Below are 26017 nucleotides of genomic sequence, written 5' to 3'. Positions count from 1 at the left end.
ATTGATGGGGCGGACCTATGAAACTCATCCGCGATATCAGAGCTGCTGGGATTTTTCATAAGGCAGCGAAGTCAATGCAAGCAGGTGACTACCAAGGCGTTCTTGACCGCCTCGATGGCTTCCAGGCACAACCGTATTTCACGGCCAAGGCAGAACTGTTTCGCGCAATGGCGCGGCATCGGCAGGACAGGTTTGCCGATGCGGTTCATCACTATGACAATTTCCTGACGAACCATCTCGCGGACATGCCGCCAAAGGACCGTGTCTATGTGGAAGAGTACGCGAAATTCTTCATAAGCCGTGCTCAAGCGAGAATTGATCCGTCAACACCATTATATTCATCTCTTGCGGAATTGAGAGAACTTGCAGCCTTGGCGCCATTCCTCACCAGAGCCGAGTTTTCTTTTGACAACTGGGCAGAAGCCGACGTGACCGGAAAAATCTGACCTTCAATTTCTTGGCCAAATGGCGTTTTGATCTAAGGTTTGCGGCCGCTGCATCTACCCCAATGGCCGCTATTTGAGACGCAGGTCCTTTGGGTTTCGCCTGGCAACCTGATAGACCCGCCAGGTGTGAGCAACCCTACTCGCCAGAAAGAAAAAAGGTGAAAAGAGCCCGCGTTCTCTGGCCCTCCGATCCAACAGTACGCGTTGCGCGGGAAAATGTCCGCGATGGGCCGCCGAAATCAAAAATTCGTCGCCCTGATGAGAGTCACCTCGATCTGCCATTTCTCGATGAACGTAGTAGCCCATCGCAGGATCACCGGCCTCTTCCAGCCAGCCTACAACTTTGCGCACGGTGGAAATGTCCTCTGCAGCCAAGGAGAGCATAGCCACCTCCCGCAAAACCGGGCTCAGATCTCCGAACTGCGGACGGAGTGAGCTTTCGCTGCGGCTGCGCCAAAGACTGCTTCGAGTGAGTGTGTCAAAACCGGTCGTTCTTGATCGCTAACGGTGCGTCAGACATCGCGCGAGCTCTACCACCGATTTGATCGCGCGCCGGGCGCGTGCCCAAGTCGGGAGTGCGCGACAAAGCTGTTTTCCGTAGTATGGAAACCAGCCCCTTCCCGCCTCAATCCCAGTTTCTCTGAGAGTGCCTACTCAGAGAACCTTGCGGTAGTACACAGACCTTTTTCCTGCGCAAATTGAAAGAGAGGAAGGCGGAAATATGCAATCAAACGCATCTGCATGTATCAGAATTCTGGAATCCCTAGTACCGCCATCTGTTTGCCAACCCGCTCAAGTACGTCTGGAGAAAAGACCATTGCTTCTTTGAAGCGTTTCACTGTCATGTCTGGATGGGCGCGCAATAACTTCTCTGCAGACGTGCGCGCTTCTTCTTCGCGTCCTGCTCCCAACAGCGCGGCACAGAGGTTTCGGTGAACCCAATGTGCATTCGGGCGTTCTTGCAGAGCGCGAATAAATAGGTCTGCCGCCTGATTGTCGTCACCGGCAACCTGATGAGCGCTGCCCATGCCTACAAGATTGTTGAAATTCATCGGGTCTAACGGGCTTAGGCGCATCGCCCGTTCGAAGTGTTTCATGGCCATTTCTGGCCGGTCTGCATAGGTTTCGAGCCAGCCCAAACGGCTCAATGCCCATGCGGAATTGGGATCGAGCTGGATCGCGCGTTCGAGAAGGACACGCGCAGCACCATAGTTGCGTGCAAATGTGTGAACCGTACCTAGTACCGACAGTATCAATGGATCGTCGGAAGACATTTGGGCGGCCCGTTCCGCGCGGGATAGCGCCTCGGCCTTCGCTTTGCTGATATCAGCGACCCAATTGTACACAGAGCGTTGCGCCCAGCACCAAGCGGCGAGAGCAAGTGCCATTGGATAATCGGGATCGATCTCAAGAGCCTTGTCTAGAAGCTCCAACGCTCTTGCCGCTGATTGCTCCTCTAACATCCAGGCATCGGGCATGGCGCGCATCGTGTAGTCATACGCGCCAAGATCATGAGGCGGCTTCCGCCGTGTACGTTCAATCTCCGCAAATTGAATTGAGGGCTGCAGGGCGCCAGCGACTTTCTCCGTTATCTTGTCTTGGAGATCGAAGATGTCGTCGAGAGACCCGTCATACTTGTCTGCCCACAGGTGTGCCCCTCCATCGGTTTCGATCAGCTGCACAGTGATTCTAACGCGTTGCCCCGCACGTTGGACCGATCCTTCAAGTACGTACTTCACGCCCAACTCGCGCCCGATATCCCGGACATTCATGTGTCGACCCTTGTAGGCAAAGGACGAATTCCGCGCGATCACGAAGAAGGACCGGATGCGCGAGAGGGTGGCTGTGATTGCCTCGACGACACCATCCGCAAAGTAGTCTTGGTCCGCGTCACCAGACATATTGTCGAAAGGTAAGACGGCGATTGAGGGCTTTTCCGGCCGCTGGAGCTGAACGCTGCTAGAACTTTTATGGGTGTTGTTGTCAAGCTCCGGAGACCAACGGAACACACGCACCGGCGTGGGGATGTTCTTTAATTGATGTTCGCCATCATCGGCAAAACTTGCTTCGATCCTCTTGGCAACGTGTTCATGAGTGCTTGCACTAAGGCTTATCCCACCTGGAGAAGCAATTTCCTGAAGGCGAGCAGCGAGGTTCACACCATCGCCAAAGATATCTTTTCCCTCGATGATAATGTCGCCAAGGTTGACGCCGATCCGAAGTCGCAGGAGCGGTTTGCCTTGCGGGTCCTCCTTCCGGGTAGACATTGCGGTCTGTATCTCGACGGCGCAAGCCACGGCGTCTACCACACTGCCGAATTCTACCAATGCACCGTCACCCATCAGCTTAACCAAGCGTCCCTTGTGAGCGGCTACGGTTGGGCCGAAGATTTTCTTGCGGATTTGGTTGACGGCGGCAAGGGTCCCTGTCTCGTCGGCGTTCATCATGCGTGAGAACCCGGATACATCCGTGGACATGATGGCTGCTAAGCGGCGCTGAACGTTCGTTGAACTCATACTGCTTTCCTAGCGGCGACTGCGTGAGCTCGCAAGACCGACGCATATTCGAGGTAGTGTATCTACCGCTTCTGCTTGATTGTTCTTGGCTTCCCAGCGGAACATGAACAATAACAGAGGTGGTATGGCACTGTGGCCATATAAGCTGGCCCCGTTTCAGTGGACGGTTTCAAAAGGTCCAGCTGACCGGTCTGCGAAGTCAGCCGGGCTTACGTTGCCAAGATACCCATGTCGACGACTTCGATTGTAGAACAGGTCGATCTACTCGACCAGATCGAGCGACAGTTTGGTGGCGGCAGACCAAAATTCTTAGGACGATGGGGAAGCCGCTACAGGTCCGAAACCATGCGTCGCCTACTTTTGTGGCAGGTCATAGGCTAGCCCAGCTCTGAAGCTCGCATGTCTGAATCTCAGGTGGGCTCGCTGACCCAAAGGAATAGGGCGGAGGTTCACCCATCCTTAAGACTTTCTTGCGCTATGGACACCATCTCCTTGATCAAAATGTCGAAGTCGCTCTGCGTGCTGCGGTGATTGGCGATAGCGCATCGCAAGGCATAAGTGCCAGAGACGCGGGTATCCGAGAGCGCCGCAATGCCGGTTTCCTGCAATCTCAGCATAACCTCCCGGTTGAGAAACTCGCAGTCTGTATCGGAAAGCCCCTTTGGACAAAGACGAAAGCACACGATGTCCAGAACCGGCTCAGCCAAAAGTTCCATGTCGGTGCGTGCGCGGATCAGATCTGCCAGATAATGCGCCTGGTCGATGTTCTGGTCGATCAGGCGGGCAAACTTCGCGGCACCGTGCTCCTTCAGGCTCATCCAGACTTTCAGCGCCCGGAAGCCGCGCGAGGTCTGGATGCCGAAGTCGTGCAGCCAATCGGCGGCCGCAACGCCGCGGGTTTCGCTTTCCAGATAGGCCTGAGACAAGGCAAACGTGTCCAGATGTTGTTCACGTTCTTTAACTAAACAGCAGCCGACCTCAAACGGAGCATGCAGCCATTTATGCGGATCAAGCGCAACGGAATCCGCGCGTTCCATTCCAGCCAGTAGGTGTCCGTGTTTCGGCGCCATCGCAGCGAGGGCACCGATGCAACCGTCAATGTGGAACCACAGGTTTTCTTGTGCGGCTAGATCTGCCAAGGCAGGAAGATCATCTATGGCTCCGGTATTTATCGTTCCGGCATTGGCGATGATTGCCACGGGCTGGACGCCCTCGGAACGATCAGTTGCGATCTTCGTCTGAAGCTGATCTACATCCAACCGATAGTCAGGCGTTGACGGGATGCGCCGCAGCGCCCTGCGTCCGAGACCAAGAAGTTCCATGGCCGTCAGATGGCAGCCATGCACCTGGTCGGAGCCGTAAAAGGCCAGACGAGCGCCGCTCAACCCTCCTTCCCGGATGCTTTCTTGCCCAAGGGCTTCATTGCGGGCAACGGTGAGCGCAATGAGGTTGGCCACTGAACCGCCACTGGTCAGCGTACCGCTGGCGGTGCTCGGGAAGCCTGCGATTTCCTTGAGCCAGTCTACCACTTGCCGGTCCATCTGGGCTGCGGCGTGATTACCCCCCCCCAGATTCGAGCCAAGAATAGCGGCCAGGAAATCACCCAGAGCGCCGGTGAAGTTACTCGATCCCATGTACCACATCCAAAACCGCGGATGGATGTTGCCCATTGGATAAGGCATCAGATTCTCCTTGATCTGATCGAGCACCTCTTCCAGCGGCGTGCCACTCTCGGGTAACGGAGATTCATAGAAACACTGCACCTGCTCTGGCATCTGTTGCCAGACCGGCGCGTCGCGCACCTCGCTCAGATAGGCCACCGCATCGTCAACCGCGCGATGTGCCGCCGCGCGGTGCGCCGCCCAGTCAGCAGGATCAAGGGTCTCTTCGCCTGACACTACGCACCCATCTGCGCTGTGGGTGTCGAGTGCGAGATCGCGATTTCTTCTTCGGTCATCTCCGGCTCGATGTTTTCGAAAAGTGGTGTGGTCATATAGCGCTCTGCTGTGTCTGGCATCATGGCCAGTAGGACAGAGCCTTCGGGCGCGTCCTGTGCGACTTGCAGCGCAGCCAGAACGGTTCCGCCACCAGACACGCCGGTCAGTATCCCTTCCTGACGCGCCAGATCTTGCGCTGTTTTGATCGCGTCTGGACCCGCAACGGGCATCAGTTCATCAAAGTACTTGTTGTCCAGAGATTCTTGAAGAACCGCCGGGATGAAATCAGGCGACCACCCCTGGAACGGGTGCGGCTCCCAAGCGCTGTGGCCTGAAGCCGGGCTGCCATTTGGGTTGCGTTCCTGAGCAATGCCACTGGCGACCAGCCCCGCATTGGCAGGCTCGGTTAGCACGATTTTGGTTTCGGGGCGGTCACGTCTGAGCACCCTCGCCACGCCGGTCAGCGTGCCTCCAGTGCCGAACCCGGTCACAAAATGGGTCAGCTTGCGCCCCTTGAAGTCAGCGACGATCTCCGGCCCTGTGGTGCGTTCGTGGATTAGCGCATTGGCCTGCGTCTCAAACTGGCTGGCTAGAAACCAACCATTAGCCTCGGCCAGTTCCACGGCTTTGTTGTACATTCCGACCGCCTTGAGCGCACGCGGTGTTAAAACCACCTTGGCTCCAAGCATGCGCATCAGTCGCCGCCGCTCAACTGAAAAACTGTCCGCCATTGTGATAACCAACGGATAGCCCCGGGCGGCGCAAACCATGGCGAGGCCGATGCCGGTATTTCCGCTCGTGGCTTCGATCACCGTTTGCCCAGGCTTCAAGGCACCACTCTTCTCCGCCTCGTCAATGATGCTTACGGCCAGACGATCCTTCACTGATGCCGCCGGATTAAAGAACTCTGCCTTCACGTAAAGCTCCACATGTGATGGTGCGAGTTTTTGCAACTTGATGATCGGCGTGCTGCCAATGGTTTCAGTGATGTTGTCGTAGATCATCGTGTTTTCCCTCGTTTCGGCCATTTTGGCTGTTTGTTTTGAATCAACTCTATTCCAGCTTTGGCGTCAGAGCTTGCAGAACATCTGTAGAAATCCTGTAGAGATGTTATTGTAAGCGATGATTTATTGTTTTGGTGATTTTGAACTGGATACGGGTTCGGCTGAACTGCGATGCGGCGGACAGGAAATTCCTGTCGAGCGGCAAGTCTTCCTGCTGCTGGAGTTGCTGGTCAAGAACGGCGAAGGTCTGACCTCTCAGACAGACATAATTGATACGATCTGGAACGGGGCAGCGATCTCAGATGCGGCGATCGCCAGCCGTGTCCGATCGGCCCGCGCGGCAATAGGAGATGACGGCGAACACCAGCGCGTCATTCGCACGGTAAGGGGCCGGGGCTATAGGTTGGTAGTTCCGGTCGTGAAGCGAATGAACCCCGACATGGCCGGCTTTTCATCAGCGGAGGGGTCGGCTCCGTCTATCGCTGTGCTCCCGTTCAGTGCGTTCGGCGACTTGGACCGCGCAACGATCATTGCCCCTGCCTTGGCTCATGAGCTGATCGTTACTCTGTCTTTGACCCGGTCGCTGACGGTCATTGCACGGGCTTCTAGCTTTCAAGTGGCCGACGGGAGGGAAGCGCAAGAGCGGCTGGATGTCGATTACGTTGTTACTGGGTCCGTAGAGATCCGCGCCAAAAGCGTAACCGTGTCTCCGGTCATGACATCGTCCAAGACAGGAGAGGTTATCTGGGCCGACAGGTTTCACGGCAAGCTGGATGACATCTTTACGATCAAAGCAACTGTTGCCAATTCCGTTGTCTCTGCTGCGGAAATGCATGTGCCGCGCCATCAGGCCATTCAAGCCAAGGCGCTTGATACCGAAGCTTTAGATGCCTGGAGTTTCTTTCACCTTGGTCTCAACCAAATTTACCGTTTCACCTCCGAAGATAACGCCAGGTCGGCTCAGTATTTTCAGGAGGCCCTCTCAAGGGCTCCCGATTTTGCCCGCGCGCATGCGGGTCTGTCATTTGTCGCCTTTCAACGTGCCTTCACAAGTTTTGACGAAGATCGCGGGGCCGCCGCACAGGAAGCCCTGCGCGCCGCCGAAAGGGCTATGGAGCTTGCCCCCGACGATCCCTTTTGCAATTTTGTTTTCGGCAGAAGTTACTGGATGTTGCATGATTTGGAGTCAGCGACGCATCACTTGGAACGGGCCGTCCAACTGAATCCAAACTATGCCCAGGGCCATTACTCGTTTGGTCTTGTTCAAACGTTGAATGGGATCAGTTCAGACAGTATTGATCGCACATCCGAACTTGCCACGCGTCTCAGCCCGCTAGACCCGCTTCTTTACGGGATGCACGGCATGAAAGCGTGGGTCCGGGTCAATCGACAAGACTGGGCCGGTGCCGCCGAATGGGCGGACAGGTCCGCGCGCACACCCGGTGCTCATTTCCTCATAGACATGTTGGCGGCGATGACCCATGAGGCTTGCGGCAACAGCAATGAGGCAAGGCATTTTGCGTCCCGCGCCCGTTCCCGCCGCCCAGACGCCAATCAGGACCAGTTTTTTGCAGCCTTTCCGCTGCCTGAGGGCCTGGCCCGAAACACCGGTCGGGCCGCTCTGACACAACTGGGTTTTTAGACAGGTGTTGACGCAGGACAGGTCCGTAAGATCGGTTGGCGCACTCGACCTTAATGACTTGCAGAATAAACCTCTTCGTCTTTACCTCGGAGCTCAGATAGAAAGTGGTGTCAGTTCATTCCGCTGACCTCAATAAGTTCGCGCCGCCAAGACCATTGTTGACAATGCAGGCCACAGTTCGAACCAGTTGCTTTAGCCACCACCAGAGAAGCTGACATTGATGCCCGCTGCAGAAGCGGTCTCTTTGGGCTCACAGCAGCCTAATCTGAAGCCGCTACTAAACTTAACCAAATAGCAAAGTGTTATTGACGCTAAGTCGTTTGCTCTGTAACTTAACCAAATGGATAACCAATTACATACACAGTTCCACGCTCTTGCTGATCCCACGCGATTAGCGGTCGTGGAGCGCCTGCTGAAAGCCCCTGCCAGCGTAAGCGAACTGGCAGAGCCTTATGACATGGCTCTTCCGGCATTCACTAAACATCTCGGCGTTTTAGAAAGAACAGGTCTCATCACGAGCGAGAAAATCGGTCGGGTTCGAACTTGCTCGATTAACCCGGCAGCGATGAGCCAGCTTGAAAAATGGTTTTCTGATCGCCGCGCACTTTGGGAAGCGCGCCTCGACAAGCTTTCCGAACATCTCACTCACAACAAAAAGGACTGACCCATGGATATTTACCATGAGACCGTGACGCTGGAAAAATCGCTACCAGCTTCACCAGAGGACGTATTCCGAGCCTACACGGACCCGAAAGCCCGCGAGATGTGGTCTGCACCTGACGACACAACCGAAATCCGCATTCTGGAAAGCAACGTCCGAACAGGCGGTTCGGAGACAGGCATATGCGGCACACGCGGTGAGGAACTGAATTGGCGCATGGATGTCGCTTACCATCTCGTTGAAGAAGGAAAGCTTATCACCTTCACGGAGGAGCTTTGGGACGGCGATAACATGCTGACCATCGCGCTCATCACGTTCGATCTTAACAAAGCGCCAGATGGAACCACCATTTTGCACCTGACAGATCAGGTTACATCGTTTGTGGGAAAGGGCGGCGTCCAAGGTCATCGCGACGGCTATACGAAGGCACTTGATAATCTAGCTTCGATGTTGACTGAAAAGGTCGCTTGATTGCGCAGTAGAAAGTCTATGGCCGCTCATTCCTCCAAACGGCGGCGCTGTGAGCGGCCATTCGAGCGGCGTGCGGCATTTGGTAGGTGTGGGCTCCGAGCAGTCCTTCGCTGCGGTGTCCATCAATGTCCGCTTACAAGAAAATCAGGTGCAAAACTCGTCAGCTGTCACCCAAATTGTCACCCAAACGCGAAAACGCGCTTCGCGCTGAACGCGTGAAATAGGATAAGCATCTGTTTTTGTTTAATTTAAGTGGTGCCCGGGGGCGGAATCGAACCACCGACACGAGGATTTTCAATCCACTGCTCTACCCCTGAGCTACCCGGGCACGGGAACGATGTTCATCGTTGGGTGGAGGCCTTCTATGACTTGCCACAGGCAGTGTCCAGAGGCTTTTTCAGATTTTTTCAGTGTGGACGCGATTGCTCGGTTTGACCTTCGGATCCATCCGTGTCCAAGTCCTCTTCCCGCTGCGACGGAACCGCATATGAGCCGTTCAACCACTTGGCCAGATCGAGGTCGGCACAGCGTTTTGAACAGAAGGGGCGGAACTTGGTTACCGTGTCTTCACCACAGATCGGGCAACTCATTTCAACACCTCCGTCAGTGGAATACGGCCGCGTTTGCGTTGCAGTTCGTAATGGCCCAATGGTGTCCAACCCGCCAGGGTGGTTTCAATTCCATCTGCCTTGAACGCGGCGCGCAGGGCTGATTCAAAACCGCGCCGATCTTTCTTGGGCATTGGGGCAAGGTCCAAGGTGATTTGCCCGCCCAGACCCCGCACGCGCAACGCACGTGCCAACACCTTGGCGCAGGCGAAGTTCGCCTTCGTTCCGGCGGCCATTGAGGTGTCGGATCCGGTGTTTACATCCACTGCGACCAGGGCGCGTGTGGGCTGAATATACAAGTGCCCGCCGCCCGGAAGCGGCTCGGAAATACCGCGCACCTCGTCCAACGCATCTAACACGCCCTGTGTTTCAAAGCTTCCGTCCTGCGTCACCACTTCGGCCGGGTCGGTCCAGTCGCGCCAGGCCAGAACGTGAGGGCCATCGCCCTCCAACAACAGCTCGGGTTCGGTTCCCGGATCATTCAAAACCTGATCGGCATGGGCCAGCATGGCGTTGATGTCCTCGGCGATCTCGCCCGCATCTTCACCCAGACAACAAGAGCGCAGAATCAGGCCATAAGTGCTGCCGTCCATGCATTCATGCGCAATCTCAAGCAGACGGTCGCGCTCGTCCTCGTCACGGATTGAGCGTGAAATATTCAGACCTGGCGCTTCGGGTGTGACAATCGCATAGCGGCTTTTGAACAGGATGCGATCTGTGACTGGCAGCGCCTTACCCGGCTCTGCATAGCCAGTGATCTGCACCAGCATCAGGGTGCTCGGGGCCAATCCCTTCACCTGCCGCAAGAAGGCCGGACCGTCGGGAGTTGTCAGGAACATGCCACCCTGCCCTTTGACGGGGCGGTCGGCACGGGCGCGATAGATCGTGCCCGGTGCGGGGGCACCCCCTGCGATCAGGAAATCATCCAGCTTGCCATCCACCATTAAGGCAGCAGCTTCGCGGTTGTCGATATGATCCAGAACGATGGTGCGGCCCTTCATGACACCTCACGATACAAGGGATAGCCGATACCCTGCAAAAGGGCGGCAGTTTCAGACAGGGGTAGCCCTACGATGCCGGTGAACGAACCTAAAATCCAGGGAATGAACGCCCCGGCCGGACCTTGAATGGCGTAAGCACCTGCTTTGCCCTGCCAGTCTCCGGTTGCCAGATAGGCATTGATTTCAACGTCCGACAGGCGCTTGACCTTGACCTGCGAGACCACATCACGTTGCAACACCCGATCGCCACGTCGCACAGCGACCGAAGTGATCACGCGATGCCGCCGACCGGACAGCGCATGTAGGAATTCGGCCGCCTGCCCCGCATCTTCGGGCTTGCCCAGAATGCGACGGCCAAGCGCGACGGTCGTATCCGCACACAGGGTGACATCATCGCTATCCGCCTGAATAGCCTGCACTTTTGCCCGTGTAATACGATTACAGTAAGGCACTGGCAATTCGCCTTTCAAAGGCGTTTCGTCAATGTCGGGGGCGCGAATTGCATCGGGCTGCACGCCAAGCTGGGCCAGCAGGTCCAGCCGCCGTGGGCTGCCCGATCCTAAGATAAACGCCATTGCGGCAGGCGTTACTTGAAGCGGTAGTTGATCCGACCCTTGGTCAGATCATAGGGGGTCATCTCGACCTGAACCTTGTCGCCGGCCAGAACACGGATGCGGTTCTTGCGCATCTTGCCTGCCGTATGTGCGATGATCTCATGGCCGTTTTCCAGCTCGACCCGAAACGTCGCATTAGGCAGGAGTTCCTTCACGACACCGGGAAATTCGAGCGTATCTTCCTTGGCCATGTTGTCTCCATCATTACGTTGCACCCGCAGAATCTACGGGGATGTGCGCTTAAATGAGCCCATTTTGGGCTTATTTCAAGGCCAGAATCACCTAAAGGCGCGATAATGTGACGGAATCGACTCGCGGCGACTGCTCCTCCCAATGAGTGCGGTTCAGAACATGCCCATCGGTGCGAACTTCGGCAATTGCTGAAAGGTCGATATCCGCATAGGTCCATCCCGGCTGGTTCAAAGCGCCTTCGGCCAACACACCAGTCGCAGGAAACCCCTTGTCGGGTGGGCCGAAAATGCCGCCGGTGCCGGTATTCTTGTCCACCGCCTCGGACCAGTCATTGTCCCCGACCAGAGACGCCATCACCGTAACGCATTGATTTTCCAGCGCCCGTGACATCGCGCCGATCCGAACCCGCCAATAGCCTGCCAAAGCCTCGGTACATGAGGGGACCAGGATCAGATCGGCCTCGCTCAGCGCATGGCCCAACAGAGGAAATTCGCTGTCATAGCAGATCAACACGCCGATCTTGCCCAACGCGGTATCGAATAGTTTCAGCGGTCCGCCCGGCGCGATATCCCAGTCTTCGCGCTCAAAGCGGGTCATGATCTGTTTGTCTTGATGATCCTGCCCACCATCGGGCGCATAGAGTACCGCACGGTTTACCGGTCGGCCCGGCCCATCCACAATCGGGGCCGACGCGCCCAGAATGTAGGTCTTGTATTCCTGTGCAAGACGCTGATGCAGGGCCCGCGCTGCCTCCATCCGATCAGACACTGCCCGGATCGAACGCTCGAGATCGCCCGCGACGTCGACCCCATCCAATGTCGACAACTCCATCGCACCGTATTCAGGATAGACCAGCAACTCAGCCCCCTGTCCGGCGGCGTCTGAGACCCAGCGGCCTAGCTTGTCCTCATACTGCGCCCAACTGTCGAGCCAATCGAGGTTATAGGCAGCGGTTGCGACTTTCATTTTTTGAAACCCAAATCTTTTGGTCACGCGACAGTAGATTGCAAATGGATAGCCTGTACAGCTCAATTGAACCAAAAGTAAGCGCGCCAGCCCGCAAATTACCCAGTACAGAGTTGGTTTGGACGACCCAATAAACCTGCATTACTGTCCAGATTTGCATTAACCAATTTCGGCAACGTTACCAAGCTGTCAAATCGGACGCTGTCGGCAAAATTGTAATGCACCTTACCGGAGCGTAATCTGGCGGTGTTAGACTGTGTAACACTCAACCGATGCTTAGGGTTTTTCATAACGGGAGAAATTGACATGCCTCATTACATTAATCACTTCACTTGCTCGGCGGCGGCATGGCCAAAAGACCGCGAGGGGGAGATCGCTGCGTGGACCGATATGGTCGGCGACGCCAGCGAACTTGTGGAAGGGGAAGGCCCAGTCAAATTCACAGGTTGGATAAGCAATACTGAGGGCTATGTTCTCCTTGAGGCGGACTCCAAAGCCGAAGTAATTGGGATCTGTGCGCAATTCTGGCCGCTTTTTCACAATGACATCATGGAAATTGTGCCAACTGCAGAAGCAGGACCAGCAATTTTGGCTGGCGTAAAGCGAGGGTGGGAAAAGAAGGCATAGCACTTCGTTCTGGCGACCATCAGTTTCCCCTGAAGATCGGAAAGGCCGGCCAATTTGCGGGATTGCTACATGCTAACGGGTCAGCACCGTCTGTTAGATATCCCGTATCCAGAACTGCAGCGGCTTCAGCGTCTCGCCTTTTTCCCCGATATCCTTCCACGAGAACTGGGCGACGGCGCCTGACAGCGGCTCATATCCCCGCGCCCGCCAGAAGGCGTCCAGCGGCCGGTAGTTTTCGGGCCGCATCGGGTGATCCGCCGGGCGCTGTACGCCGCAAAAGGCGCATTTGCTGAAACCCAGTGCGCGGGCATGCTCCTCACGCAGATCGAAAAACTTATGGCCAACGCCCTGACCTCGATAATCGGACAACAAAACGGATTCCGCGCAGTAGAAGATCTGCGACAGATCCAGCCCGGTGCCCTCAAACGCCGCCGCGAAATCGTCGGCGTGGTCAGTCAGCGGTGCCCCAGTTGACGCGCCAATCAGGCGATCGCTGTCAAAGGCGCCGACGACAATTGCTTTGTCGCTGTCACGATAGGATTGCAGATATTTCCGCTCATATGTCAGATCGCCATCATAAAGGTAGGGCCACGCCCGAAACACTTCGATCCGCAAGCGCGCCACATCGTCCAGAGCGGCCTCTAGCGCCGCTCCGATCAGGGGGCGGACGGCGGTGACCTCAGCCACCGGACACCTGCTTGGTCCAGTCTGCAAGATTGTAGAAGGTGGTGACGCGGGTGATCTTGCCATCCCTAAGGTCAAAGAACGACCCCGCTGGCAGGCGGTAGGTCTGGCCGTGGGCCTCGGGCAGGCCCTCGTCAGTTTCCAGATAGGTGCCGTTCACGATGAATTCGGCCGCTGCACGTGTGCCGCCCTTGGCCTCGAAAACCACGATATCAGTCAGGTTCTCGCGATAGCAGCGGTTCATGTGATCGCAAAAAGCCACGAATTTCTCTTTCCCGACACGAATTTGACCTTCGTTCACGTGATGGGCCACATCCTCGGACAGGCAGGCCAACATGCCCTCTACATCGCCGGCGTTAAAGGCATCGAAATAGGTTTGGACGGTCTGGTTCATGGTCACTCCGTAGGTTCGCCCCAGCGATCTTTCAGATGCTTGATGATCTGATCGCGGGTCTGTCGGTAGTGATGTAGCTTTTGTTCGCGATTCTCGCCCAGTCCAGTAGGGTCCATTATTGGCCAATAATCGACATCCAGATGAAAAACCCGTGTCAATTCCAGCGCCTGACGCTGACTGGCGGGCGACAGAGCCACGACCAGGTCGAAGGAACTAAGATCGTCGCCCCATTCCTGCATCTCATCAAAGGACCGCGAGCGATGCCGGGACAGCTCGACGCCGATCTCGTGACAAACGGAAATGCAAAACCCGTCAATCTCAAGGTCGTTATGGACGCCAGCAGACTGTACATAGGTGCCGGTACCATAGAATTTCTTCATGATACCTTCGGCCATCGGAGACCGGACCGAGTTGTGGTCGCAACAAAATAGGACCGACTGCGGCAGAGGCTTCACGCGTCAGCCCCCAAAATGCAACACGCAAATCAGCGTGAACAGACGGCGGGCGGTGTCTGTGTCAATATCCGCCTTTCCTTCCAGCCGCTCCTGCAACACGCGGCTGCCTTCGTTGTGAATTCCGCGCCGGGCCATATCGATGGTTTCGATCTGGCTGGGTGGCAGGTTCTTGACCGCGTTGAAATAGCTTTCGCAGATCTGAAAATAGTCTTTGACCACCTGCTTGAACGGGCCTAGCGAAAGATGGAACTCGGCGGCTTTTTCCTCGGCCTCGGTGGCGATGTCAAAGACCAGACGTTTTTCACGGATCGACAGTTGCACGTGATACGGCCCGTCCGGCGCCGTGCGCCCATCCCGTTGAGGAAGGGTAAAACTGTTGTCTTCCAGCAGATCATAGATGGCGACCTTGCGCTCTTGCTCGATCTCGGGGGTCGGCGGCGGCAGGTTTCGATCATCCAGTTCGATATGTGAAATGCGGGTCATGTCGCGTGTGGTCCGTTCAGTTCAGCACAGAACTATAGCAATGGTTTTCATTGAGCAACGCACAGAAACGCCATGTGCCATAGGTCTTTGCGTCAATTCAGCCCATTGAGGCGGGCCGTCACCGACAGACCGTGCGCCTCAAGGCTTTCGGATTGCGCCAGTTGTTCCGCCGCAGGGCCAATGGCGCGCAGCGCGTCGGGCGTCATCTGGCTGAGCGTGGTACGTTTTAGAAAATCCATCACGCTGAGACCGGATGAGAACCTGGCCGAGCGCGCGGTGGGCAGCACGTGATTTGGGCCACCAACATAATCGCCGATGGCCTCGGGCGTGTACTGGCCCATGAAAATCGCACCCGCATGGATGGTTTTGTCACTCAGCGCGACCGGATCGGCGACGCAAAGCTCCAAGTGTTCCGGCGCGATGCGATTGGACAGGGCGGCGGCCTCATCCAAATCGCGCACGGTGATTATTGCCCCAAAGTCGCGCCAGCTGGCCCCTGCGATGGCGCGGCGTTGCAAGGTTTCAAGTCGCTTCTCAACCGCTTGCGCCACTGCCTGTCCAAAGGCCGCATCATCGGTGATCAGGATCGACTGGGCGCTTTCGTCATGTTCGGCCTGGCTAAGCAGATCCAACGCGATCCAATCGGGGTCATTGTCCTTGTCCGCGATCACGAGGATTTCAGATGGACCGGCAATCATGTCGATCCCGACCTTGCCGAACACTCGGCGCTTGGCCGCCGCGACAAAGGCATTGCCCGGGCCAGTGATCTTGTCCACTGGCGCGATGGATGCGGTACCATAGGCCAGCGCTGCAATCGCCTGCGCGCCACCGATGCGATAGATTTCGTCGACTCCGGAAAGCCGCGCGGCCAATAGGACCAGTGGATTCACCTGCCCGTCTGGCGTTGGCACCGTAATAGCCAACCGCTGAACCCCCGCCACCTTGGCCGGAATTGCATTCATCAGAACTGACGAGGGGTACGAGGCCAACCCGCCCGGCACATAAAGCCCGGCTGCCGACACCGCCGACCAGCGCCAGCCCAGTGTCGCCCCGGCTTCGTCGGTCCATTGATGATCCTCAGGCATCTGTTTTTCGTGATAGGCGCGGATGCGCTCGGCGGCCAGTTCCAGCGCAGCGCGGTCCGTATCCGAAACCTGCGCAACCGCAGTGTCGATTTCTTCTGCGGAAAAGGCCAACGTAACGGGCGTCAAGTCAAGCCGATCGAACTTGGCGGTCAATTCGATCACAGCCGCGTCGCCCCGGCTGCGCACATCATCGATGATTTTCGCCACGGTGGCATCCACATCCGGGCTGTCCTCGCGCTTGGCCGACAACAGCGCCTGAAAGGCGGTTTCGAACTCAGACGACGTGGTATCAAGGAAAACGGGCATGATCAGGCACTCCGGGGCGTTTGATGGGGACATATCGCCGGGATGAGTTGGCCTCAACCCTTAGTCCTTGGGGTGCAGCGATTTGCGCATCGCGAAACAGGACACGTCGCCACGCGCACCACATTGCCCCGTGGCCTGCCAGCCGTGCCGCCGGTAAAAGTCCTGCGCGGTTTTTGTCGCCTCAAGCCTGACGTCGAATTGACCTGAGGCAATCAGGTCTTTCTCAAGCCGGTGCAGCAGGACGGTCCCGATGCCATGACCAGTGTGATTCGGGTCAATGTACAGCAGCGTGATTTCGTCGTCGCGAAGACCGCCCACGGCGGCAACCTGCCCTGCATGCTCGGCCAGCCAGATGTGCGCTCCTGCTACGATCCAACCCCGGATGGATGCTGGGTCCTTGTTTGCGGTCCAATGCGTGATGGCCTGTGGGTCGCCCCGATGATCCGCGACACAAAGCTGGGTGATCGATCGGATCAACACCCGACTCAGATCGAACACATCAAAAACGGTTGCGCGGCGCAGGGATACTCCAGCTGGAATCTGCGAGAATGCCTGTGAAATGCCGCGCTTGTTCTGCATTTATTCGGGGTGATGTGGTACCTGACCCGAAGGGGCCTTGTACGGCCGCGTCACATCCTTGAGCGTGGCGTCCAGTGCCTCGACCTTCAACCGGATGGCACCATCCCCTGCCAGCGTCAGCAAAACCTGACCCGCCCCGTCCTCGCCTGCCTCAAAATCAATCGACAGCAGGGACATCACCATGTCCTTGTCGCTGCGGTCGATGCCCTGACTGGCCACCGACAGCACCGAATCGAATACCAGAACCGCCTGAACCCGCTCAAACGGACGATCACGGCGTGTCGCGGCATCCTTATCTTCCCACCGAAAACGGTTCAGCAACAGGCCGAACCGGCGCTGCGAGGGCTGCCATGTCATCTCGGTTACAGGAAATACCGCATCCTGCGCCAGGGTCGAGATCACCTGCAGATCCTCTGCATCCTCGGCACCCAGATTCAGAGGGGCCTCGCGCCCGTCGTGGAAACTTGCGTCTGTCATTGGCCCTTGATCCGTTCTATTTTTGCACCCACGCCTTCCAGCTTGCGCACCACATGCTCATATCCGCGGTCCAGATGATAGACCCGGCTGACCGTGGTTTCGCCCTCAGCTGCCAGACCCGCCAGAATCAACGAGACTGAGGCCCGCAGATCCGTTGCCATCACCGGCGCACCTTTCAGCTGATCCACACCTGTAACAGTGGCCGTGCCGCCATGCACTTCGATATTCGCGCCCATGCGCACCAGTTCAGGGGCGTGCATAAAGCGATTCTCGAAGATGCGTTCTTCCAATACCGCGGTGCCTTCGGCCGTACACATCAACGCCATCATCTGCGCCTGCAGGTCAGTCGGAAACCCCGGAAAAGGCTCGGTCACCACATCCACCGAGGTCACGCGCCCGTTCTTGCGCGCCACTTTCAGACCCTTTTCGGTTTGCGTGACGCTGACACCCGCCGCGTCAAGCTTGGCAGCAAAGGAGTTAACCAGCGACATGCGACCGCCCAGCAACTCTACTTCACCACCGCAAATGGCCGGGGCCAGCATATAGGTGCCCAGCTCAATCCGATCGGTCACAACCTGATGGGTTGCACCGTGCAAGCGATCAACGCCCTGAATCTCGATGGTCGAGGTCCCCTCGCCCGAGATTTGTGCGCCCATCTTGCGCAGGCACTCAACCAGGTCGACGATCTCAGGCTCGCGCGCGGCATTCTTCAGAACCGTGGTGCCCTTGGCCAAGGTGGCCGCCATGACGATGTTTTCGGTCGCGCCCACGGATGCAAAACGCATCTCGTGGACTGCGCCTTTCAACCCGCCGGATGCTTTGGCGTGCAGATAGCCGTCCTTCAGCTCGATCTCAGCGCCCAGCGCCTCAAGCCCCTCAACGTGCAGGTCCATGGGTCGCGCGCCAATCGCACAACCGCCAGGCAGCGAAACCACCGCCTGCCCCAACCGCGCCAGCATCGGACCCAACACCAAATTGGACGCACGCATCTTGCGCACGATTTCATAATCCGCAGTGTGGCTGGTCAGATCATGACTCGACATCGCGATTACCTGCCCGTCCTGCAGCGACGACACCTCAGCCCCCAAAGACTGCAGCAATTGTGTCATGGTCTTGATGTCGCTCAGCCGCGGCGCATTGGTCAGCGTCAGCGGTTCTTCGCTCAGCAAGGTTGCGGGCATCAGCGTCAAACACGCGTTCTTGGCCCCCGCAATCGGTATCTGACCGTTCAGCGGCCCATTGCCCGTCACCAGAATCGAATCCATCTGCTCTTATCCCTCGTCCTTTTCGGCATCGTTATCCGAGCTTGCGCGCGCCTTGGCCTGCGCCTTGCGCCGCGCCATATTCGCCTTCAGCGCCGCCTTCAGCCGCTCTTCCCGAGCGTCCGCGGATTTGCCATGTTTTTTGGGTGTATTTCTATCTGCCATAATCTTTCTCTACAGGAGGTGAAAAAAACCGTCCAGAGACCCTTGCGCCCTGTTTCGTTTGCGTCTAATCACCCGCCCACAGCGCTGCTGTAGCTCAGAGGTAGAGCACTCCCTTGGTAAGGGAGAGGTCGAGAGTTCAATTCTCTCCAGCAGCACCATATCCCCAAAAAATTCAACTAATTATCAATGCGTTGTGTTTTTGATTCTATTTACAGCCCACCCCTTGGCCCACCTTTTGAATATACCATTCTCAACTTCCTTGTTTGCTATCCGAAAAATCGGCGCGAGTGCCAACTGTGGTATACGAAATTGGTTTTCTCGAAGCCTTGCGACACTTCCACCTCAGAATTAGCGGGCCTTAACTGACAGAAAAGTAAGCTGATTCTCGGGGTTCTATACCTCAAGCTAAAGGACTTTTCTTTAATTCTCACTTTCGTCCGAAACCTAAGCACTCCGAAAAAATGTAGGTGGTGCTTTATTGAGCATCCAAAATCAGAGCTTCACTTTAACCGCTACAATTTCTCCCACACCGATTAGTCACTTGAGTCGCTACAGTGATCGAGTTGCACAACAAAGGGGTCGGGTTGCGAACACAAGGAGCGTTGGCTGCAGCAAAAAAGTAAGCAGCTGGCACATTACAGCCAAAGGTCACAATAAGGAGATGAGGTTTTTCGGTGAATACCCAATTCCCAGAGAAATCGCTGGTCGCTACAACCCAATCCATGCAATGCTATTCAGGTGAAAAACCCAGCTAATACAAACGTTCAGGTGCTAAAATGTTAAAGCGGATGTGGGCGATGATCACCTGGAAACCATCGCGTAAGCATCCGCAAGATTTCTATTGCCTGACACCCTATCTGAACAGCCTAGACCCGATTGAAAATCCCCGCACCCGGATCCGTGACGGACAAAAGGAACGCGAAGCTGGGCGAGACAGAAGGACCGGCAAAACAATCTGGTTGCCGCTTTCTGATTAAGCGTCCTTCGTGCGTCAGCACTAGATCTGCCCCGACCATCGTCAGGTTCGCTAACCCGCGCCTTCGTTTTTCGGCATTGTGCAGCAAACACAGCGACCGTGAATTGCGTAACACAAGCAGATGGAATGCTCTTTATCAATTTCTTTTTCTTGTTATTTGTCTATGTCTTGATGGAAGTACGTTCGCGTCGCGTTCGTAGTAACCGCACATTGATTTCATTACAAAAAACTCAAATCCTTTCGGTTTTAACGATCACTGATTGCTACTGAAACCGGTGCGTTTTTTCCAACCTTGTATTCATCCGGGAATTCCAATGGCCCTAACCGGCCATTGACCGTCGTCAACTGGTGCTGCGACGCGGCCCGCCGAACCTGCCGTTCGCTGCAAGCGCAAATTCATCGGCTGGCTGAACTCACACAATGCGGGACAAAACGGCAACTTCACCGCCGATTGAACCATCGCAAAGTCTTTTCACAGCATCAACTTATACCGATCCGCAGTTTGCACCCCAAGTCTCATCTGCTCTTCAGGTTCCGTGTCACAATACTCATGCTGGCGGGGGACACACAACTTCGATCAGAGATGGCCCGTCGCTGGAGAGACCGGCACAGAGCGCCTTCGCAAATCTGTCCATGTCATCTGCGCGTGCCCCAGGAACACCATGGCCTTTCGCCAGAGATACCCAGTCCAGTGTCGGGTTCTCCACGTCAAACATAGCCTGAGCATTCTGACCATAGCTCGCTACACCGACATTTGTGAGTTCATCGCGCAGAATTTGATAGCCTCGGTTTGCAAACACAATAACGGTCACGTCGAGGTTTTCTCGCGCCATAGTCCACAGAGACTGTAGCGTGTACATGGCCGACCCATCCCCAGTCAGGGCAATAACTTGTCGGTCCGGGCAGGCGATGGCCGCACCCGTTGCGCAAGGCAGACACAGCCCAATTGCGCCGCCGGTACCGGCCAGCAGATCATGCGAGCGAGCGGTGGCAGTCGGCGGTATGACATGAAACCCTGACGTAACGGACTCGTTGCAAATTATAGCGTTTTCCGGGATCAGCGCGGATAGCGCCAAACCAACTTTTTCGAGGGTCAGCTGACCGGCGGGTATATCCGGTAGATTGAGTGGAAAGGTTGCTGCCGCCGTTTTACTAGTGACCCCGACCGCATCGGCGAGCGCTTGCAGCGTCCACTCGATATCATCTGTGGGTGTGCACAAGTCCGTAATGGGGCAATGCGGTGGTTCAGGCACGCTCGGTTTCCCAGGATAGGCAAAAAAGGCGACTGGCCTATCTGCGCCAAGCAGAGTGATCGAAGACGTTGCTTCAAGCTGAACGGTCTTGGGCGATATCGGATAGACCAGTTGGTCTAGCTTTGCTGTTCCTGCGCCTTTGGAAATACGAGGTATCAGAGTATCGGCCAACAACCGGCACCCCGTAGCGGCGGCAATTTTTCCAGCCAGTGCACGCTTTGGTCCAAACAGAGCTGATCCGCCAATCATCAGCGCGGCTTTCGGTGTCATAAGACGGGCTGCTGCGGCCTCTATGTCGCCTTTTGACGGTCGATGGAGGCTTTCTCCGATGTCCAAAAGGTTTGCCGCTGCGTTCGCTTCGTTCCAAGCTGTGTCGGCAGGCAAGACAAGCGTCGCGACCCGGCCGTTTTGCGACCGGGCAGCCTGAACCGCAGCCGCTCCATCCATAGCCACGTCGGTTGAATTGGATGACACTCGCGTCCAATGACTGACCGCTTGGCTGATACCGAGGATGTCTCCCTTCAAAGGGCTTTCGTACCGGAGGTGATGCGTTGCGTGATCACCCACGATGTTCACGATCCCGGACCCCGCTTTCCTGGCATTGTGCAGATTGGCAAATGCGTTGCCAAAGCCAGGCGCAAGATGCAGGAGCGTGCCCGCAACATCTCGTTTCATGCGAAAATACCCGTCTGCAGCACCGGTCGTGCCGCCTTCGAACAGGCAAAGACAGCAATTCATCTCCGGGTGCTCATCCAAGGCAGCCACAAAGTGCATTTCCGAGGTGCCGGGATTTGCGAAGACCGTATCCACGCCATTGTTCAAAAGAGTTTTCACCAGTGACTGAGCGCCGTTCATTTGTTCCATAGCCTGATTTCAAGCGGTCATTTGCATATAATGCTCGTACGAAAAGGCTTTCTTTCTAGACATATTTTCCTCTCGGCACGACACTCCGCCACGAAAGGTACCACAGCCGTTCGCGACGTGGAGCAGTCTCCGGACTTTAGGCTATTCCTTTTGGCGGAGCCAGAATTTGGAGCGGAAGTTTTCGTACTTGAGGTGAGATAGGCACGGCGCGAGCACGTCCGCTTCGGGCTCTGCGCAGACATTAGCTGCAATTAGCCCAAATGGCAGCTTTGCGCTTCATCGTAGACGTTTGAGGTCGAAGATTTGATACCCACGCACAGCTCGGTCGAAAGCGCCCTCGCGCAGCGTCAGAACCGCATGCGATCTTCCCTTCTTGGTCGTTCGGGTCGATAGTTGCCTTGGCGGCGGTCGGAGTAAGGATCTGTATCGAGATATGTTCCTTGGCTTCGACGCAAATATTCAGCGAACTGGGTAAGGGCATCCACCTAGTCATCTTTTAGAGCATTCACATTCCGAAGCGAGAGCGGGAACCGGATGTTCAGCATCACCGCAACGCGGATGATCTCGGGACTGGTTTTGAAGTACTTAAAAGAGGCAGGCCTGATCATGGGCAAAGGCTACGCAACCGCCCTGCCCCGCTCAAGCAAAGTTCTTATGACAAGACCCAGATGGCAGAACAACTAATCTTGCTTCAGACCAACCAAATCGGAATAAGAACGCTCACCGCGAGTGATTTGACGTTTGAGGGTGTTCGTTGCTGCTTTTACTTTACCCTCGCCCAATAGCGATGTGATCGCTTGATGTTCCTTGTAAGATTTCTTCGTTCGATTGGAACGCATTGACAGATGTGTCCGCATAGTTTGGACGATATCACTGACTTTTTGATATCCATTCCGCAGGTAACTGTTTCCGCAGGACCTGAAAAACGCGTCGTGAAACTTGGCGTCAAGTTCCAAGTACTGCTCGAATTCATCCGCTTCCTGCGCTTCTGACATCTTAGAAACAATTGTAGCCAGCTCATTGATCAGAACCGACGAGTTCTTTTCAAGCGCTTGCTCCAAAGCTGCAGATTCTAGGATGAGCCGATACTGGCAAAGCTGCACCACGTCCTCTTGAGAAAGAGAGAATACAAAGGCTCCTCGATGAGGAAAGATCTGAACGAGCCCCTGAAGATTCAAAGCTGATAGCGCTTCGCGAATCGGAGTTTTACTGATGCCCATGGCATTTGACAGCTTCACTTCCGGTAACGATTCACCCAATTGAAACGTGCCATTGATAATGCCTTTTCGTATGTGCTCTTCAGCAGTTTTACTCAACGAATCCGGTCGCTTAATCTGCAAAATCTCGGTCATTTTCACTTCGTCCTATTTCGTCTCTCTAACACAATAGCACATGTAAGCTTGATTTCTATATTATATCTGATATCTCAGATAATAGATCGAAAACAACTGAATCCGTGGGAGGATACCTTGTTCAAGAAATCAACATTGGCGCTTGGCGTCGTCATGTCAGCCGGGCTTGCTTTTGCAGCATCCGCTGAAACAGTCATTAAGGTTGGGCATGGCGCAGCAGAAGCGTTTCATATGCATCGCGCGCTACTGAAATTTGAAGAACTGGTCGAAGCTGGCTCGAATGGTGAGATCGACGTACAGATATTCCCTTCGTCGCAGATGGGCCCTGATCGCGAGATGATCGAAGGTGTTCAAACCGGCGTTCTCGAAATGGCCATTCCTCCTTCTTCTTTCTTCGCGGGCTGGGATCCGGCTTTTGCAGTAATTGAACTGCCCTACATGTATTCCTCCAAAGACATCGCCTTTGATGTTCTTGATGGCGATGCCGGTGATGACATGCTTGCACGGGTCGAAAACCAGGGGCTGGTCGGTCTTGGCTGGTTGGAGTTGGGTGTACGCAACGTGACCAACAATGTCCGTCCGGTTGCAACCCCCGCAGATCTCGAGGGTGTCAAGCTGCGCACCATGAAGGTTCCGGCGCATGTAGCGACATTCGAAACGCTCGGGGCCAACCCGACGCCAATGAACTTTGGTGAGGTCTATTCTGCTCTCCAGCAAGGCGTGATCGACGGCCAGGAAAACCCACTGGCGATCATTACCTCACAACGTTTCTACGAGGTGCAGAAATACCTTTCGACCACGGGCCATGTCTTTGCGGTCTATATGCCCGTCATCTCCAAACCGTTCTTTGACTCGCTGTCCGCAGAGCATCAGCAACTGGTGCGGGAGTCGATGGCCGCCGCACGTGACTATCAGGCGGAACTGGTCGCAAGCGAAGATGCGGAACAGCTGGAACAGATCCGTGCTGCCGGTGTCGAGGTTCTGGAACTGACTGCAGAACAGCGACAGGCCTTTGCCGACAAAACCGAAAGCGTCCGTCTGCAGTATCGCGACGAGGTTGGCGCCGAAGCCTATGACGACTGGGTAGCAGCGGTTTCCGCAGCGAGCGGAAGCTGACCCTCGGACTACTCAGCCAATACGGGCACCCGTGCCATGAAGGTTCGGGTGCCCCTTTCGTTCAGGGGAGGTGAACGGTGTCGGTTATCAAATGGATCGATATGAATGCCGAAAAGGTCTTAGCCAGCGCACTTCTGGCCGCGATTGTCTTGTTGATCTTTGGCAATGTGTTCATGCGCTACATTCTGAATGCCTCTCTTTCATGGGGCGAAGAGCTAACGCTTTGGCTGTTTGTATGGTTTGTCTGGCTTGGTGTCAGCTATGCCTTCCACACCGGCGATCATGTGCGCATTACAGTCCTGCGTGATGTCCTCAGCGAGCGGGCGAGGCTTTATGCGGATGTTGCGATCGCGCTTCTGGTTCTTGGGTTTCTGATCGTTCTGACAATTGAATGCATCAAGTTGATCCGGCAGCCCTTTGTGGCCAGCCAGACCTCGGTTGTTCTGGGGCTGCCAATCCCGATCCTTTATGCCTCAGCGCCGGTTGGTGCGGGCCTGTCCGCGATCCGCGTCACTCAACATCTGATCCGAACCCTGCGCCTGATCGCAGGGACCAAAGCGTGAGGAGCCCGGCATGCTTGCAACAACGCTTTTCCTGACACTTTTCGCCCTTCTGCTCTTCAGCGTGCCGATTGGCATCTGTCTGGGTCTTGCGACCATGATCGTGATGGTATTCGTGGATGGCACGCCACCGATGGTTCTTCTGGCGCGCTCAGTGGTAACAGGCGCGGACTCTTTTCCGCTGATCGCCGTTCCCTTGTTCATCCTCGCGGGCGACCTGATGCAGCACGGCGGAATGTCTCGTCGACTGGTTGGGTTCGCCAATGCACTGATCGGTCATATCCGGGGTGGGCTGGCTTATGTGAACGTGCTCGCCTGTGTGTTCTTTGCCGCCATATCCGGCTCGTCTCCCGCGACCGTAGCCGCCATCGGATCGAACATGATCCCAGAGATGGAAAAGGTCGGCTATACGCGCAAATTCAGCGGCGCATTGACGGCATCCTCAGGAATGATCGGTGTTATGATACCGCCAAGTATCCCTTTCATAATCTATGGAGTTACTGCCGAGGTTTCGATCGGCAAACTGTTTCTTGCAGGTGTTGTTCCTGGCATCCTTTTTGCCCTCATGTTCATGTTGGTCGCTCGTGTTCTGCTGCGAAAGGACGAGGTTGTTCAGCAATCGACGACTACGTTCTCAGGCCCAGGCGTCTGGCAGAGCTTCCAGTCTTCCATCTGGGCGCTATTGGTGCCGGTAATTATCCTTGGGGGCATCTACAGCGGTATCTTCACCCCAACCGAAGCCGGTGCAGTTGCCGTGGTTTATGCCGCCTTCATTGGCATCTTCGTTTATGGAGACATCTCCCTCAAGGACCTGCCAGAGGTATTGGCGGGCAGTGCAAAAACCAGCGGGACTATTCTGATATTAGTGATCATGGCGACCGCCTTTGGCAGACTGATCACGCTCGCAAGAATTCCGACAGAACTCGCAACAACGATCACCAGCCTATCCGACAATCCCATCATCATCCTGTTGCTGATCAATCTGCTGTTGCTGGTGATTGGCATGTTCATGGAGACGATTTCGTCGATCATCATCATGACGCCGATCCTTCTGCCGGTTGCAACCGCGCTGGGTGTCGATCCGATTGTTTTTGGTGTCATCTTGACAGTCAACCTGGCCATTGGGTTTTGCACACCACCTTTGGGAGTAAACCTGTTCGTGGCCAGCAGCATTTCGAAGGTTTCCATCGAAAGCCTCAGCCGGGCGATCCTGCCATTCTTTGTCGGCATGCTCATCTTGTTGATGTTCATCACCTATGTGCCCGCAATTTCCTTGGCCTTGCCATCCCTTTGGTGACCGACTGAGGAGCTTCAACCGTTA

At 55.8% G+C, this 26017-nt stretch carries 28 protein-coding genes, 2 tRNA genes and 1 pseudogene; 9 read left to right on the top strand and 22 right to left on the bottom strand.

Translation table 11 applies throughout. From position 1 onward, the window contains the following. Positions 1 to 17 precede the first annotated feature (17 nt). Entirely contained in the window at positions 18 to 446 is a 429-nt protein-coding gene (locus ACR0JB_RS13400) for an outer membrane protein assembly factor BamD (RefSeq protein ID WP_421597050.1), read from the top strand. 69 nt (positions 447 to 515) lie between these two features. On the opposite strand, the gene ACR0JB_RS13395 is transcribed toward ACR0JB_RS13400, so the two are convergent. From ACR0JB_RS13395 to ACR0JB_RS13380, 4 genes are all read right to left on the bottom strand, one after another. Continuing rightward, positions 516 to 830, bottom strand: coding sequence for a hypothetical protein (locus ACR0JB_RS13395; protein WP_421597051.1), 315 nt, complete (start codon positions 828 to 830; stop codon positions 516 to 518). A 362-nt stretch (positions 831 to 1192) separates the two neighbouring features. Further along, complete coding sequence (locus ACR0JB_RS13390; RefSeq protein ID WP_171676752.1) at positions 1193 to 2962, bottom strand: adenylate/guanylate cyclase domain-containing protein; 1770 nt, start codon at positions 2960 to 2962, stop codon at positions 1193 to 1195. Positions 2963 to 3411: 449 nt separating this feature from the next. Further along, positions 3412 to 4860, bottom strand: coding sequence for a pyridoxal phosphate-dependent decarboxylase family protein (locus ACR0JB_RS13385; RefSeq protein ID WP_171676754.1), 1449 nt, complete (start codon positions 4858 to 4860; stop codon positions 3412 to 3414). After that, positions 4860 to 5903: a PLP-dependent cysteine synthase family protein gene (locus tag ACR0JB_RS13380; protein ID WP_253762222.1), complete on the bottom strand. Its 1044-nt coding sequence runs from the start codon at positions 5901 to 5903 to the stop codon at positions 4860 to 4862. The genes ACR0JB_RS13385 and ACR0JB_RS13380 overlap by 1 nt, the downstream gene beginning before the upstream one ends. Positions 5904 to 6021: 118 nt before the next feature. Between ACR0JB_RS13380 and ACR0JB_RS13375 the strand changes: the two genes are divergently transcribed. From ACR0JB_RS13375 to ACR0JB_RS13365, 3 genes are all read left to right on the top strand, one after another. Then, positions 6022 to 7545, top strand: a complete 1524-nt coding sequence (locus ACR0JB_RS13375) for a winged helix-turn-helix domain-containing tetratricopeptide repeat protein (RefSeq protein ID WP_171676758.1) — start codon at positions 6022 to 6024, stop codon at positions 7543 to 7545. A 340-nt stretch (positions 7546 to 7885) separates the two neighbouring features. Next, positions 7886 to 8209: an ArsR/SmtB family transcription factor gene (locus ACR0JB_RS13370; RefSeq protein ID WP_421597052.1), complete on the top strand. Its 324-nt coding sequence runs from the start codon at positions 7886 to 7888 to the stop codon at positions 8207 to 8209. Between the two features lie 3 nt (positions 8210 to 8212). Further along, positions 8213 to 8677 (top strand): SRPBCC domain-containing protein, encoded by a 465-nt coding sequence (locus ACR0JB_RS13365; protein WP_421597053.1) that lies wholly within the window; start codon positions 8213 to 8215, stop codon positions 8675 to 8677. A 253-nt stretch (positions 8678 to 8930) separates the two neighbouring features. On the opposite strand, the gene ACR0JB_RS13360 is transcribed toward ACR0JB_RS13365, so the two are convergent. The 6 genes from ACR0JB_RS13360 to ACR0JB_RS13335 all read right to left on the bottom strand — a co-directional run bounded on the left by ACR0JB_RS13360 (position 8931) and on the right by ACR0JB_RS13335 (position 12058). Further along, positions 8931 to 9005, bottom strand: a tRNA-Phe gene (locus ACR0JB_RS13360). Positions 9006 to 9084: 79 nt separating this feature from the next. Next, positions 9085 to 9267, bottom strand: a complete 183-nt coding sequence (locus ACR0JB_RS13355) for a DNA gyrase inhibitor YacG (protein WP_170350225.1) — start codon at positions 9265 to 9267, stop codon at positions 9085 to 9087. Continuing rightward, positions 9264 to 10286, bottom strand: coding sequence for a ribonuclease E/G (locus ACR0JB_RS13350; RefSeq protein WP_170359528.1), 1023 nt, complete (start codon positions 10284 to 10286; stop codon positions 9264 to 9266). The genes ACR0JB_RS13355 and ACR0JB_RS13350 overlap by 4 nt, the downstream gene beginning before the upstream one ends. Beyond that, on the bottom strand, positions 10283 to 10861 hold the full coding sequence (locus ACR0JB_RS13345; protein WP_170507762.1) for a Maf family protein: 579 nt from the start codon (positions 10859 to 10861) through the stop codon (positions 10283 to 10285). The genes ACR0JB_RS13350 and ACR0JB_RS13345 overlap by 4 nt, the downstream gene beginning before the upstream one ends. An 11-nt stretch (positions 10862 to 10872) precedes the next feature. Then, entirely contained in the window at positions 10873 to 11091 is a 219-nt protein-coding gene (gene infA / locus ACR0JB_RS13340) for a translation initiation factor IF-1 (protein WP_005978431.1), read from the bottom strand. Positions 11092 to 11182: 91 nt separating this feature from the next. After that, positions 11183 to 12058, bottom strand: coding sequence for a carbon-nitrogen hydrolase family protein (locus ACR0JB_RS13335; protein WP_170411636.1), 876 nt, complete (start codon positions 12056 to 12058; stop codon positions 11183 to 11185). Positions 12059 to 12364: 306 nt separating this feature from the next. Here ACR0JB_RS13335 and ACR0JB_RS13330 point away from each other — a divergent pair, with 306 nt between their 5' ends. Further along, complete coding sequence (locus tag ACR0JB_RS13330) at positions 12365 to 12685, top strand: hypothetical protein (RefSeq protein ID WP_170350221.1); 321 nt, start codon at positions 12365 to 12367, stop codon at positions 12683 to 12685. A gap of 93 nt (positions 12686 to 12778) precedes the next feature. On the opposite strand, the gene ACR0JB_RS13325 is transcribed toward ACR0JB_RS13330, so the two are convergent. The 9 genes from ACR0JB_RS13325 to ACR0JB_RS13285 form a co-directional block, all read right to left on the bottom strand. Then, positions 12779 to 13372 (bottom strand): GNAT family N-acetyltransferase, encoded by a 594-nt coding sequence (locus ACR0JB_RS13325; RefSeq protein WP_367647926.1) that lies wholly within the window; start codon positions 13370 to 13372, stop codon positions 12779 to 12781. Then, positions 13365 to 13763: a ketosteroid isomerase-related protein gene (locus tag ACR0JB_RS13320; protein WP_170395885.1), complete on the bottom strand. Its 399-nt coding sequence runs from the start codon at positions 13761 to 13763 to the stop codon at positions 13365 to 13367. Before ACR0JB_RS13320 ends, ACR0JB_RS13325 begins: the two co-directional genes overlap by 8 nt. Before the next feature lie 2 nt (positions 13764 to 13765). Continuing rightward, the gene (locus ACR0JB_RS13315) at positions 13766 to 14218 is read right to left on the bottom strand and encodes an arsenate-mycothiol transferase ArsC (protein WP_170350218.1); all 453 of its coding nucleotides are present in this window, start codon (positions 14216 to 14218) and stop codon (positions 13766 to 13768) included. 3 nt (positions 14219 to 14221) lie between these two features. Then, the gene (locus tag ACR0JB_RS13310; RefSeq protein ID WP_170350217.1) at positions 14222 to 14701 is read right to left on the bottom strand and encodes a UPF0262 family protein; all 480 of its coding nucleotides are present in this window, start codon (positions 14699 to 14701) and stop codon (positions 14222 to 14224) included. A gap of 92 nt (positions 14702 to 14793) precedes the next feature. Beyond that, positions 14794 to 16092: a histidinol dehydrogenase gene (gene hisD / locus ACR0JB_RS13305; RefSeq protein WP_170395883.1), complete on the bottom strand. Its 1299-nt coding sequence runs from the start codon at positions 16090 to 16092 to the stop codon at positions 14794 to 14796. Between the two features lie 60 nt (positions 16093 to 16152). Further along, positions 16153 to 16671, bottom strand: a complete 519-nt coding sequence (locus ACR0JB_RS13300; protein WP_170395881.1) for a GNAT family N-acetyltransferase — start codon at positions 16669 to 16671, stop codon at positions 16153 to 16155. Beyond that, complete coding sequence (locus tag ACR0JB_RS13295) at positions 16672 to 17148, bottom strand: DUF2948 family protein (protein WP_170395879.1); 477 nt, start codon at positions 17146 to 17148, stop codon at positions 16672 to 16674. After that, positions 17145 to 18413 carry a UDP-N-acetylglucosamine 1-carboxyvinyltransferase gene (gene murA, locus ACR0JB_RS13290; protein ID WP_170350213.1) on the bottom strand — a complete coding sequence of 423 codons (1269 nt, stop codon included), beginning with the start codon at positions 18411 to 18413 and terminating at the stop codon, positions 17145 to 17147. The genes ACR0JB_RS13295 and murA overlap by 4 nt, the downstream gene beginning before the upstream one ends. A gap of 6 nt (positions 18414 to 18419) precedes the next feature. Beyond that, entirely contained in the window at positions 18420 to 18575 is a 156-nt protein-coding gene (locus ACR0JB_RS13285) for a hypothetical protein (RefSeq protein ID WP_170350212.1), read from the bottom strand. 83 nt (positions 18576 to 18658) lie between these two features. Here ACR0JB_RS13285 and ACR0JB_RS13280 point away from each other — a divergent pair. After that, positions 18659 to 18733, top strand: a tRNA-Thr gene (locus tag ACR0JB_RS13280). A gap of 1366 nt (positions 18734 to 20099) precedes the next feature. Here the strand turns inward: ACR0JB_RS13280 and ACR0JB_RS13275 are convergent. The 3 genes and pseudogenes from ACR0JB_RS13275 to ACR0JB_RS13265 form a co-directional block, all read right to left on the bottom strand. Further along, a complete protein-coding gene (locus ACR0JB_RS13275; RefSeq protein ID WP_254440564.1) occupies positions 20100 to 21668 on the bottom strand; it encodes an acetolactate synthase large subunit in 1569 nt (522 codons plus the stop codon). A gap of 497 nt (positions 21669 to 22165) precedes the next feature. Then, positions 22166 to 22276 (bottom strand): annotated as a pseudogene (locus ACR0JB_RS13270) (IS6 family transposase); the annotation flags it as partial. A gap of 72 nt (positions 22277 to 22348) precedes the next feature. Continuing rightward, positions 22349 to 23020, bottom strand: a complete 672-nt coding sequence (locus tag ACR0JB_RS13265) for a GntR family transcriptional regulator (protein WP_170395877.1) — start codon at positions 23018 to 23020, stop codon at positions 22349 to 22351. 117 nt (positions 23021 to 23137) lie between these two features. On the opposite strand from ACR0JB_RS13265, the gene ACR0JB_RS13260 reads away from it, so the two are divergent. From ACR0JB_RS13260 to ACR0JB_RS13250, 3 genes are all read left to right on the top strand, one after another. Continuing rightward, complete coding sequence (locus tag ACR0JB_RS13260) at positions 23138 to 24136, top strand: TRAP transporter substrate-binding protein (protein ID WP_480789986.1); 999 nt, start codon at positions 23138 to 23140, stop codon at positions 24134 to 24136. Between the two features lie 77 nt (positions 24137 to 24213). Beyond that, on the top strand, positions 24214 to 24699 hold the full coding sequence (locus ACR0JB_RS13255) for a TRAP transporter small permease (RefSeq protein WP_170395873.1): 486 nt from the start codon (positions 24214 to 24216) through the stop codon (positions 24697 to 24699). Positions 24700 to 24709: 10 nt separating this feature from the next. Further along, on the top strand, positions 24710 to 25993 hold the full coding sequence (locus ACR0JB_RS13250) for a TRAP transporter large permease (protein WP_170395870.1): 1284 nt from the start codon (positions 24710 to 24712) through the stop codon (positions 25991 to 25993). Positions 25994 to 26017 lie beyond the last annotated feature (24 nt).

It is taken from the genome of Ruegeria sp. BI7, from assembly GCF_056537925.1.
The sequence above is the reverse complement of the archived record's forward strand: the minus strand, read 5'-3'. Positions and strand labels throughout refer to the sequence as shown.

Coding starts and splice junctions, on each gene's coding strand:
- ACR0JB_RS13285 (WP_170350212.1), bottom strand. CDS start 18,575: ATGGCAGATAGAAATACACCCAAAAAACATGGCAAATCCGCGGACGCT.
- ACR0JB_RS13345 (WP_170507762.1), bottom strand. CDS start 10,861: ATGGCGTTTATCTTAGGATCGGGCAGCCCACGGCGGCTGGACCTGCTG.
- ACR0JB_RS13355 (WP_170350225.1), bottom strand. CDS start 9,267: ATGAGTTGCCCGATCTGTGGTGAAGACACGGTAACCAAGTTCCGCCCC.
- ACR0JB_RS13265 (WP_170395877.1), bottom strand. CDS start 23,020: ATGACCGAGATTTTGCAGATTAAGCGACCGGATTCGTTGAGTAAAACT.
- ACR0JB_RS13330 (WP_170350221.1), top strand. CDS start 12,365: ATGCCTCATTACATTAATCACTTCACTTGCTCGGCGGCGGCATGGCCA.
- ACR0JB_RS13250 (WP_170395870.1), top strand. CDS start 24,710: ATGCTTGCAACAACGCTTTTCCTGACACTTTTCGCCCTTCTGCTCTTC.
- ACR0JB_RS13320 (WP_170395885.1), bottom strand. CDS start 13,763: ATGAACCAGACCGTCCAAACCTATTTCGATGCCTTTAACGCCGGCGAT.
- ACR0JB_RS13335 (WP_170411636.1), bottom strand. CDS start 12,058: ATGAAAGTCGCAACCGCTGCCTATAACCTCGATTGGCTCGACAGTTGG.
- infA (WP_005978431.1), bottom strand. CDS start 11,091: ATGGCCAAGGAAGATACGCTCGAATTTCCCGGTGTCGTGAAGGAACTC.
- ACR0JB_RS13400 (WP_421597050.1), top strand. CDS start 18: ATGAAACTCATCCGCGATATCAGAGCTGCTGGGATTTTTCATAAGGCA.
- ACR0JB_RS13365 (WP_421597053.1), top strand. CDS start 8,213: ATGGATATTTACCATGAGACCGTGACGCTGGAAAAATCGCTACCAGCT.
- ACR0JB_RS13370 (WP_421597052.1), top strand. CDS start 7,886: ATGGATAACCAATTACATACACAGTTCCACGCTCTTGCTGATCCCACG.
- murA (WP_170350213.1), bottom strand. CDS start 18,413: ATGGATTCGATTCTGGTGACGGGCAATGGGCCGCTGAACGGTCAGATA.
- ACR0JB_RS13395 (WP_421597051.1), bottom strand. CDS start 830: ATGCTCTCCTTGGCTGCAGAGGACATTTCCACCGTGCGCAAAGTTGTA.
- ACR0JB_RS13295 (WP_170395879.1), bottom strand. CDS start 17,148: ATGACAGACGCAAGTTTCCACGACGGGCGCGAGGCCCCTCTGAATCTG.
- ACR0JB_RS13380 (WP_253762222.1), bottom strand. CDS start 5,903: ATGATCTACGACAACATCACTGAAACCATTGGCAGCACGCCGATCATC.
- ACR0JB_RS13275 (WP_254440564.1), bottom strand. CDS start 21,668: ATGGAACAAATGAACGGCGCTCAGTCACTGGTGAAAACTCTTTTGAAC.
- ACR0JB_RS13375 (WP_171676758.1), top strand. CDS start 6,022: ATGATTTATTGTTTTGGTGATTTTGAACTGGATACGGGTTCGGCTGAA.
- ACR0JB_RS13350 (WP_170359528.1), bottom strand. CDS start 10,286: ATGAAGGGCCGCACCATCGTTCTGGATCATATCGACAACCGCGAAGCT.
- ACR0JB_RS13390 (WP_171676752.1), bottom strand. CDS start 2,962: ATGAGTTCAACGAACGTTCAGCGCCGCTTAGCAGCCATCATGTCCACG.
- hisD (WP_170395883.1), bottom strand. CDS start 16,092: ATGCCCGTTTTCCTTGATACCACGTCGTCTGAGTTCGAAACCGCCTTT.
- ACR0JB_RS13310 (WP_170350217.1), bottom strand. CDS start 14,701: ATGACCCGCATTTCACATATCGAACTGGATGATCGAAACCTGCCGCCG.
- ACR0JB_RS13300 (WP_170395881.1), bottom strand. CDS start 16,671: ATGCAGAACAAGCGCGGCATTTCACAGGCATTCTCGCAGATTCCAGCT.